The organism is Nonomuraea turkmeniaca, assembly GCF_005889735.1.
GTDB lineage: Bacteria > Actinomycetota > Actinomycetes > Streptosporangiales > Streptosporangiaceae > Nonomuraea > Nonomuraea turkmeniaca.
This window is the reverse complement of sequence record NZ_VCKY01000321.1, coordinates 1-10170: the sequence shown is the minus strand read 5'-3', so window position 1 is coordinate 10170 and position 10170 is coordinate 1. Positions and strand designations below refer to the sequence as shown.

Here is a 10170-nt window from a genome sequence, read left to right as displayed (position 1 = left end):
ACACCACCCCACAGCCCCGGCGCCGCTCACCCTAGCCAGAGCACCCCACGGGCCGGGCCCTCGACGCTCCACACCACCGGCCGAGCACCGTGGCCATTCCGCACCACCGCCGAGCCCCATCGCCATTCCGCACCGCCGGCCGGGTCGCCCGCGGCCCGGCCGGCGGTGCGGGCGTGCTGGCGTCCGACCGCCCACGCGCTGTCAGGGCAATCCGAGGGCGCACCCGGCGGGCCGGCCGCGGCCTATCGAGCATGCTCCGCCCTACACCGACAGGTGCCGAGCGGCCGGCCGGGCGCTCACTCACCCGTAAGGCGTGGCGCCTGCGGGCGTGGGCATGGCGAAGCGCGGCCGGCTGACACATCGTGCGCGCCGACCGCGCTTCTCAAGGAACCGGTCAGTACGCGGCGAGGACGTCCACGACGAACACCAGCGTGCTCTTCGCGGGGATGTTCTGCTGCGCCTGGTCGCCGTACCCCAGGGCCGGCGGAATGCTCATCACGACCCGGCTGCCGACCGGCACCCCGGCCAGCCCCTGCTGCCATCCCTGGATCACCTGGGCGAGCGGGAACTCGGCCGGCTGACCCCGCTCCCAGCTGGAGTCGAACTGCTTGTCGGTGCCCCAGATCTTGCCCGTGTAGTGCACGGTCAGCGTCTGGGTGGGCTGCACCTTCGCCCCCGTGCCCTCGATGATCGTCTTGACGACGAGCTTGTCCGAAGGCTTCTCGCTGGTCTTCGTGGTCAGCGTGGGCGCCTTCTCACCGCCCGGGTTCTCGACCTGGACGCCCTTGATGCTCTGGCCGGTCTCCTTGCCGGTGGCGGCCTTCAGCGCCGGTGCCTGCGCGCCGACCACGTCGATCACGAACACCTTGGTCGGCTCGGCCGGCGTGGTCTGCTGCTGCTGCTGTTGGGCGAGCGAGTCGTTGGCCAGCACGGCCAGCAGCCGCCCGCCGTGCTTGACCTTGGTGAAGCCCTCCTGCAGCACCTGCGGCAGCTGCTCGTTGATCGGGATCGTCTCGGGCGCCTTCGTGTCGTACGAGGAGCCCTGGACGGCGTTGCCCTTGCCGTCCCAGTTGTAGACGGTGAGGTTGACGATCACCTTGTCGCCGGCCTTGACCACGGCGCCGGTGCCCGGCTGGATCACCTCGTACGACGACTTCGTCGCGGGCGAGCCGGAGGGGAAGGTCACCGTGGGCTTGGCGCCCACATTCCCGGTGACCTTCACCCCCGCCGAACCCCCGGCGGGGGCGCCGGTCGCGGGGCTCTCTTCGGAGCCGCACGCGGCGGCGAACAAGATCAGAGGCATGGCGGCCAGAATGGCCAGAACGCGGCGCATGCGCTTCCCTCGGAAAAGACGGCAGATTCGCGTCACCCTACCCGACTCTCAGGTAGGGCCGAGGTAAACCGGTCGCTACATCCCGGCGATGAGTTTGTCCACCCGCTCGTCCACACTGCGGAACGGGTCCTTGCACAGGACGGTGCGCTGCGCCTGGTCGTTCAGCTTGAGATGCACCCAGTCGACGGTGAAGTCGCGGCGCTTCTCCTGCGCCTTGCGGATGAACTCACCGCGCAGCCGCGCCCGGGTCGTCTGCGGCGGCACCGACTTGGCCTCGAAGATCTTCAGGTCGGACGCCACCCGCTCCACCGAGCCGCGCTTCTGCAGCAGGTAGAACAGACCGCGCTTGCGGTGCACGTCGTGGTAGGCGAGGTCGAGCTGCGCCACCCGCGGCGACGACAGCGGCAGATCGTACTTCTTCCGGTAGCGCTCGATGAGCTGGTATTTCGTCACCCAGTCGATCTCCCGCGACACCAGGTCGAGGTCGCCGGTGTCGACCGCGCGCAGCGTGCGCTCCCACAGCTCCAGCACCCGGTGCGCGATGGCGTCGCCGCCGCGCCGGTCGACGAAGTCCTTCGCCTTCGACAGGTACTCCTGCTGGATCTCCAGGCTGGAGGCCTCCCGCCCGTTGGCCAGGCGCACCCGGCGGCGACCGGTCATGTCGTGGGAGACCTCGCGGATCGCCCTGATCGGGTTCTCCAGCGACAGGTCGCGCATCACCGTGCCCGCCTCGATCATGCGCAGCACCAGGTCGGTCGCGCCGACCTTGAGCAGCATCGTGGTCTCGCTCATGTTGGAGTCGCCCACGATGACGTGCAGGCGGCGGAACCGCTCGGCGTCGGCGTGCGGCTCGTCACGGGTGTTGATGATGGGCCGGGACCGGGTGGTGGCGCTGGAGACGCCCTCCCAGATGTGCTCGGCCCGCTGCGACACGCAATAGACGGCGCCGCGGGGCGTCTGCAGAACCTTGCCGGCCCCGCACACGATCTGCCGCGTCACCAGGAACGGAATCAGCACGTCCGCCAGCCGCCCGAACTCCCCGTGCCTGCCGACCAGGTAGTTCTCGTGGCAGCCGTAAGAGTTGCCGGCCGAGTCCGTGTTGTTCTTGAACAGGTAGATGTCACCTGCGATGCCCTCTTCGCGCAGCCGCTTCTCAGCGTCGACGAGGAGGCCCTCGAGAATGCGCTCGCCCGCCTTGTCGTGGGTGACGAGCTCGATGACGTTGTCACACTCAGGTGTTGCGTATTCAGGATGGCTGCCCACGTCCAGGTACAGACGTGCGCCGTTGCGGAGGAAGACGTTGCTCGATCGGCCCCAGGACACGACCCGCCGGAACAAGTAGCGCGCGACCTCGTCGGGCGACAGCCTGCGCTGCCCCCTGAACGTGCAGGTCACGCCGTACTCGTTCTCCAGCCCGAAGATGCGACGATCCATCACCTCACACTATGCCCATGGATCGGCGAGCGGGAGAGATCTTCCCAGGTGTTTTCCGCCGCGCCCGAACGGCACGCTCCGTCCCGCGCCCGCCCCCACGGGGCGCGGGTGCCCGCAACGCGCGCGTCACGGCGTATAGATCTCCTGAACCTTGACGATCCTGCCCTTGTGCACGGTGATGAGCGCGGGCACCGGCATGCGGTCGTGCCGCTTGATCAGCGTGGCCCTGGAGCACTTCTTGCTGCCCAAGCCGGTCTTCCTGCTCACCGTCAGGTCCGTCATGGACGACACGCAGCCGTACGCCGACAGGAACACCACGTCCTTGGCGATGGGCGAGGCGTACGCCATGGCGTCCCCCTCGGGCGGGCCCACGAAGTTGCCCTCGGTGTGGGTGCCCTTCTTCCACTTGATCGGCTCGTACTCCGCGACGGCGCCCCGCACGTCGGTGATCCAGCCGCGCAGGATGCCGTTGCGGCGGGAGTGGATGCCCTTGGTGAAGTCGTGCTTCGGGTCGGGCTGGAACGAGGTGCCGAAGATCTTGGGCGCCTTGTAGTTCGGGTACGCGGTGGCGGCGTGCGCGGCCACCCCGGACGTCAGCATCACCGCGGCGGCCGCGCCTCCTGCCAGGAGGGTCCGCATGGAAGTGTTCACGGATTCTGAGATCCTCGATCACACCGTCCGGTTCGGGCGATTCATGGTGATACAGATCACATCACTGCCCGGCCGCCCTTCGACCCCGGCCGCCTCCGGCGACCGCACGGGGCGCACAAGGACCCACCTCTGCACCACCGGCCCGGGCGCCCAGCGCCGGCAGCCCACCGTCGGCCACCCACGCAAGGAATCCACCGCCGGGCCCGCCGGGCCCGGGGCGGCCGGGCCGAGGCGCATGCCGAAAAGGCCCTCCGACCCGATGCCTGCGCAGACCGTGCGCCGCACGGCTTCCTCCAGTCGGCGCCCCCGGCCGCATCAGCGGGCACGTGCCGACTGCCCCGGCGCGGGTCACGCACCGCGGAGCGATGGCGTCCATGGAACGACCGGCCCGGGAAACCGCCACCTTGAGCCCAGGCGCCTCAGAGACCGCAGTCCCGCGGACCATCGTCCCAGGACATCTCCTGGGATCCTGACGCCTCACAGACCCATCCCACGAACGGCCGGCCGGCCCAGGACGGCCCCTCTGGGAGCCTGCCGCCCTCACATTCGCCTCCCCGCAATTCGGCGCCGCGCACCCGCCGGAGCGCCAGGAGATGCTGGGGCGGTGGACGGGCCTGAGCCGCCGCCCGGAAACCACCCGCCAGAAGCCGCCGCCCGGGAACGACACCAGCCGGGCAGCGGCCGGGGGCCCGGCACACACCAGCCGGTCTACAGGGGTGACGACCCGTCGTCCACGGGACCCTCGGGGCCGGTGGGAGGCGGGGTGTCGGACGGCGGGGCCGTGAGCGGCTCGGACGTCGACTCCGACGCCGACTCCGACTCCGACGTTGGGGCGGAGCTCTGGGCGAGCAGGCGCTCCAGGCGCGTACCCGTCAGCCGCAGGAACTTGCGGTGCTCCCGGTTACGGTCGAGCACCGCCACCTCCAGCTGCCCCACCGGCGGCCGCTCCCCGCCCGGCTCCGTCAGCGCCTGCAGCGCCACCTCCAGCGCGTCCGCCAGCGACATCGACTCCCGGTAACGCTCCTTCAGCCGGGCGACCACCGCCTCGGCCTGGCCGCCCATGGCCGCGAAACCGTGCTCGTCGAACACGGACCCGTCGAACGTCAACCGGTAGATCGCATCGCCCTCCGGGGTCTCACCCACCTCGGCGATCACGACCTCCACCTCGAGCGACTTGATCGACTCGGTGAAGATGCGGCCCAGGTTGGAGGCATAGAGGTTGGCCAGGCCGCGGCCGGTCACGTCGGTCCGGTCATAGGTGAAGCCGTTGATGTCGGCGTAGCGGATGCCGCCGCGCCGCAGCTCCTCGAACTCGTTGTAGCGGCCCACGGCCGCGAACCCGATGCGGTCGTAAATCTCGCTGATCTTGTGCAGCGCCCGCGACGGGTTGGGCGCCACGAACAACAGGCCGTCGACATACTGCAGCACGACGACGGAACGGCCCCGCGCGATGCCCTTGCGCGCGTAGTCGGCCTTGTCCCGCATGATCTGCTCAGGGGACGCATATCCAAAAGGCATGGACACGGGCGGTGGTCCTTTCTAGCGCAGCGGGGCGATGGGGCCGTCGGGCGAGATCATGCGGGCTTCCAGCATCTGGTCGACGTAGGCGGAGACCTGCTCCTCGCCCAGCCGGCGGTAACCGTCGGCGTCGATCACCGACACGATCGGCCAGATCTTCCTCGTCACATCGGGACCGCCGGTCGCCGAGTCGTCGTCGGCCGCGTCGTACAGCGCCTGGATCAGCGTCATCGCCATGTCGTCCGCCGACGCCCCGTCACGGTAGAGCTTCTTCAGCGAGCCGCGGGCGAAGATCGAGCCCGAGCCGATCGCGTCGAACCGCTCCCGCTCGTACGGCCCGCCCGCCACGTCGTAGCTGAAGATGCGTCCCTCGTCCCTGTCCGGGTCATAGGCGGCGAACAGCGGCACCACCACCAGGCCCTGCATGGCCATGGCCAGGTTGCCCCGGATCATCGTGGCCAGCCGGTTGGCCTTGCCCGCCACCGACATGGCCAGGCCCTCGAGCTTCTCGTAGTGCTCCAGCTCCACGCGGAACAACCGGGCGAACTCGATGCCCGTGCTCGCCGTGCCCGCGATGCCCATGCACGAGTATTCGTCGGCGCGGAACACCTTCTCCACGTCACGCTGCGAGATGATGTTGCCCGACGTCGCCCGCCGGTCGCCCGCCATGACCACGCCACCGGCGATGGTGGCGGCCACGATCGTGGTCGCGTGCGGAACCTGGTCGCCGATCGGAGTGGCCAGAACCTCATCCCGCGGCGGCAGCAACTCCGGCGCATAAGAGCTCACGAACTCCGTGAACGAGGAGCTCCCGGTGTTACGGAAAAGATGGTCCACCAAGCCGGCGGGCAGATCCCTGTGCGATGCCACGCGACTCCCTCCCAATCGTCAGTGTTCCTAGGGCGACCCTACTCATGTTGTGCTGGTGTCTGCACTTCCCACGATCAGCTCACGGCGAACCCTCACACCTGCGCGACCGCCCGAAACGCCGGGCCTCGTGTCCAGATCGTTTCTTTACGGCGCCAACAGCCCATGCGATTGTCGGTATGTCTGCACGTCCTGAACAGGAGGCCGACATGCGATTCCCCAGCCGACCTGCGGTGATCGCCGCCACCGCCGTCCTCATCCTCACCTCCTGCGGCACCGGCACCGACTCCGGCAGTGGCAGCATCACCCTCACCATCGCCGCCAACTCCATCCAGGGCGGCAAGAACTCCGAGTCGGCCACCTGGATCAAGCAGTGGGTGATCCCCGAGTTCGAGAAGACCCACCAGAACGTCAAGGTGCTCTTCCAGCCCAGCGGCGTCGACGACGAGCAGTACAAGACGAAGATCGCGCTCGACCTCAAGTCGAAGGCCGGCGCCGACGTCATCGACGTCGACGGCATCTGGGTCGGCGAGTTCGCCCAGGCCGGCTACATCAAGCCGCTGACCGACGTCGGCGGCCCCGCCGTCGACCAGTGGGAAGGCTGGTCGCAGATCCCGCAGGCCGTGCAGGGGCTGGGCATCTTCGACGGCAAGAAGTACGGCCTGCCGCAAGGCACCGACGGCCGCGTCCTGTTCTACAACAAGACCCTCTTCAAGAAGGCCGGGCTGCCCGACACGTGGGAGCCCACCAGCTGGCAGGACATCATCGACGCCGGCAACAAGCTCAAGACCGCCGGCGTGCCCGTCCCCATCCAGATCAACGCCGGCACCGCCATGGGGGAGGCCACCACCATGCAAGGCGTGCTCCCGCTGCTGGCCGGCGCCGGCTCCGAGATCTACGCCGACGGCAAGTGGACCGGCGCCTCCCAGGCCGTCAAGGACGTGCTCGGCTTCTACCAGCAGATCTACGGCGGCAGCGGCCTCGGCGACCCCAAACTGCAGCAGGAGGCCAAAGGCCGCGACAAGTCCTTCGCCCAGTTCGCGCAAGGCAAGATCGGCATCTTGGCCGAAAGCGACTACTTCTGGCGCTCCGTCGTCGAACCCAACGCCGGAGTCGCCCCCATGAAGGACCGCGACCAGGTCGTCGGCTACACCAGAATCCCCGCCAAGGAGCCCGGCGGCGGCATCCGCGGCCAGGACCACGTCAGCATGTCGGGCGGCGCCGTACGGGTGCTCAACCCGTTCTCCAAGAACCCCAAGCTCGCCTGGGAACTGCTCGCCTTCATGCACTCGGCCGCGGCGACGAAGTCGCAGCTGGCCGGGCAGGTCCGCATCAGCTCACGCACCGACGTCAACAGCGAAGTGCTGACCGCCGACCCGATGCTCAAGTACATCGCCGACGAGGTGCTGCCCACCACCGCCTACCGGCCGGGCCTGGCCGTCTACCCGCAGGTGTCCACCGCCCTGCAGGAGGCGACCGCAGCCGTCGTCAGCGGCACGAGCGCCGACGAGGCGGCCTCCGCCTACCAGGCCAAACTGGAGGGACTGGTCGGTGGCGCGGCCAACATCGGCGGGTGAGGGACCTCCCAGCGACCGAACCCGCGATCCGAAGGATCGCCAGTGAGGGAGCGCCTGTGTCTGGACTGAGGAACGCAGGGAGCGAAGCGACCGAAGAGACGAAGGAAGACACAGGCTCCCAGCGACCGAACCCGCGATCCGAAGGATCGCCATGAACACTGACGCCGCAGGACTGGGCAAGGGCAGGGCGGTCGCGTTCGTCCTGCCCGCGCTCGCCCTCATCGCCGTCTTCCTCGTCTTCCCCGCGCTGTGGACCATCTACCTCGGGCTCACCGACTATCGGCTCACCGGCCTGGCCGCCGCCAACCCCCAGGTCGTCGGCCTCGACAACTACACCGGCGCGCTCGAAGACCCCCGCTTCCTCACCTCGCTGTGGCTGACCATCCTGTACGTCGGCGGCTCCGCCATCATCGGCCAGGCCGGACTCGGCTTCACCCTCGCCTGGATCCTGCGCGCCCGCACCGGACCCGTCCGCCGCATCGTCGAAGGCGTCGTCCTGCTGTCGTGGATCCTGCCCAGCACCGTCGTCGGCTTCCTGTGGTTCGCGCTGCTCGACCGCGACGAAGGAACACTCAACGCCCTGCTCCACACCCCCGGCTTCGCCTGGCTGCTCGACTACCCGCTGCTGTCGATCATCATCTTCAACGTGTGGCGCGGCACCGCGTTCTCCATGATGTTGTACGCCGCCGCACTCGAGAACGTGCCCCCCTCCCACCTGGAGACCGCCCGCCTCGCCGGGGCGAGCGTGCCGCAGCAGCTGCGCGACGTCGTCTTCCCCCGCATCCGCCGCCACATCCTGACGAACCTGCTGCTCATCAGCCTGTGGACGTTCAACGACTTCACCCCGTTCGTCCTCACCGGCGGCGGCCCAGAAGGCCGCTCGGAAATCCTGCCCGTGTACGTCTACCGCGTCGCGCTCAGAGACGGCCAGCTCGGCGTCGGCGCCGCCATCTCCTTCCTCATCCTGCTCATCAACCTCGTCTTCGCCCTGGCGTACCTGCGGCTGCTCCGCGGCCAGCGCCGCCAGCAGGAGGTCGCCGCCGCCGGAGGGCCACCCGCATGATCCGCCACGTCCTCGGCCGCCTCACCGCCACGCTCTTCATCGCCGTCACCCTCGCCTTCTTCACCCTCCCCATGCTCTGGCTCGCCAGCGCCCCCTTCGACGACACCCCGACGATCACCACGTCCATCCCCGAGTTCACGCTGCGCAACTTCGCCGCCATCCTCGACAACCCCTACGCGCTCGGCTCCATCCGCAACTCCCTCATCCAAGGAGGCGGCGCCGCCGCGCTCGTCGTCGCCCTCGCCGCACTCGCCGCCTACGCCCTGTCACGGGTGCGCGTCCCCGGCCGCGACGCCCTGCTCTACCTGCTCCTGCTGCTGTCGTCCGTCGTCACCGGCACCGCCGCCATGGTGCCCATCTTCGAACTCGCCACCCGGCTCGACCTCATCGACACCCACCTCGGCGTCATCCTCGTCGTCACCGGCGGCCTCCTCCCCGCCGCGATCTTCATACTGAAAGACTTCATGGACGAGACGCCCACCTCCTACGAGGAATCCGCCCGCGTCTTCGGCGCCTCACCCCTGCAGATCCTGCGCCACATCGTCATCCCCCTCGTCCGGCCCGGCCTCGCCACCATCGCGGTATGGGCCCTGGCCAGCGTCTGGGGCGGCTTCCTCTTCCAGTTCATCCTGCTGCGCGACCCGGAAAAAGCCCCCGGCTCCGTCATCCTCTACACCCTCTACACCGAAGGCGGCGCCCCCAGACTCGAGCTCATCTCCACCTTCTCCCTGCTGTACTCCCTGCCCGTCGTCGCCATGTACCTGTTCGTCTCCCAGCGGTACGGCTTCCGCTTCCACGGAGGGATCAAAAGGTGATCTCCCTGCACGACCTCACCAAGATCTTCCCCGGCGGCGTACGCGCCCTCGACGGCATCGACCTCACCATCGCCGACGGCGAGTTCTTCGCCCTCCTCGGCCCCTCCGGCTGCGGCAAGACCACCCTCCTGCGCACCATCGCCGGCCTCGAAACCGCCACCACCGGCAGCGTCCGCATCGACGGCAGGGACGTCACCGCCCTCCCGCCCGGCGACCGCGACGTCGCCATGGTCTTCCAGGACTACGCGATCTTCCCCCACATGGACGTCACCGCCAACATCGCCTACCCCCTTCGCATCAAAAAGGTCCCCCGCGCGCAGCGCACCGCCAAAGCCGCCGAAGTCGCCGCCCGCCTCAGCCTCACCGAACTCCTCCGCCGCCGCCCCAGCGAACTCTCCGGCGGCCAGCAACAACGCGTCGCCCTCGCCCGCGCCATCGCCTGCCACCCCGCCGCGTTCCTCTTCGACGAACCCCTCTCCAACCTCGACGCCCGCCTCCGCCTCGAAGCCCGCACCTTCCTCAAACGCCTTCAACGCGAACTCGCCGTCACCACCGTCTTCGTCACCCACGACCAGGCCGAAGCCCTCGCCCTCGCCGACCGCATCGCCGTCATGCACCAAGGCCGCATGATCCAGATCGGCACCCCCGCCGACATCTTCCACCGCCCCGGCAGCACCTTCGTCGCCTCCTTCATCGGCTCCACCCCCATGAACCTCCTCCCCGCCGACGTCACCGCCACCGCACTGCACGTCGCCGGCGCCACCTTCCCCGTGCCACCCGGCCTCTCCCCCGGCGACCACGTCACCTACGGCGTACGCCCCGAATACATGGACCTGTCCGCCACCGGACGGCCCGAAGCCTTCCCCGGCACCGTCTCCGTCCTCGAAAACCTCGGCACCCACACCCTCGTCA

9 protein-coding genes are annotated in these 10170 nt (G+C 69.1%); 4 read left to right on the top strand and 5 right to left on the bottom strand.

Annotation, left to right across the window (positions count from 1 at the left end; translation table 11 throughout):
- Window positions 1-394: 394 nt before the first annotated feature.
- The 5 genes from ETD86_RS49300 to prcB form a co-directional block, all read right to left on the bottom strand.
- Window positions 395-1303 carry an FKBP-type peptidyl-prolyl cis-trans isomerase gene (locus ETD86_RS49300; RefSeq protein WP_170223719.1) on the bottom strand — a complete coding sequence of 303 codons (909 nt, stop codon included), beginning with the start codon at window positions 1301-1303 and terminating at the stop codon, window positions 395-397.
- A 105-nt stretch (window positions 1304-1408) separates the two neighbouring features.
- Window positions 1409-2767 (bottom strand): Pup--protein ligase, encoded by a 1359-nt coding sequence (pafA, locus tag ETD86_RS49295; protein WP_138673524.1) that lies wholly within the window; start codon window positions 2765-2767, stop codon window positions 1409-1411.
- 126 nt (window positions 2768-2893) lie between these two features.
- Window positions 2894-3418, bottom strand: coding sequence for a hypothetical protein (locus tag ETD86_RS49290; protein ID WP_246149435.1), 525 nt, complete (start codon window positions 3416-3418; stop codon window positions 2894-2896).
- A gap of 708 nt (window positions 3419-4126) precedes the next feature.
- Entirely contained in the window at window positions 4127-4936 is an 810-nt protein-coding gene (prcA, locus tag ETD86_RS49285) for a proteasome subunit alpha (RefSeq protein WP_138673526.1), read from the bottom strand.
- Between the two features lie 21 nt (window positions 4937-4957).
- Entirely contained in the window at window positions 4958-5806 is an 849-nt protein-coding gene (gene prcB, locus ETD86_RS49280; protein WP_138673523.1) for a proteasome subunit beta, read from the bottom strand.
- Between the two features lie 206 nt (window positions 5807-6012).
- On the opposite strand from prcB, the gene ETD86_RS49275 reads away from it, so the two are divergent.
- From ETD86_RS49275 to ETD86_RS59475, 4 genes are all read left to right on the top strand, one after another.
- Entirely contained in the window at window positions 6013-7380 is a 1368-nt protein-coding gene (locus ETD86_RS49275) for an extracellular solute-binding protein (protein WP_138673522.1), read from the top strand.
- A 151-nt stretch (window positions 7381-7531) separates the two neighbouring features.
- Window positions 7532-8443 carry a carbohydrate ABC transporter permease gene (locus tag ETD86_RS49270; protein WP_138673521.1) on the top strand — a complete coding sequence of 304 codons (912 nt, stop codon included), beginning with the start codon at window positions 7532-7534 and terminating at the stop codon, window positions 8441-8443.
- Complete coding sequence (locus ETD86_RS49265; RefSeq protein ID WP_138673520.1) at window positions 8440-9258, top strand: carbohydrate ABC transporter permease; 819 nt, start codon at window positions 8440-8442, stop codon at window positions 9256-9258. The genes ETD86_RS49270 and ETD86_RS49265 overlap by 4 nt, the downstream gene beginning before the upstream one ends.
- Window positions 9255-10170 (top strand): ABC transporter ATP-binding protein (locus ETD86_RS59475; RefSeq protein WP_138673519.1); only part of this gene is annotated, 916 nt, incomplete at its 3' end. The genes ETD86_RS49265 and ETD86_RS59475, both read left to right, overlap by 4 nt.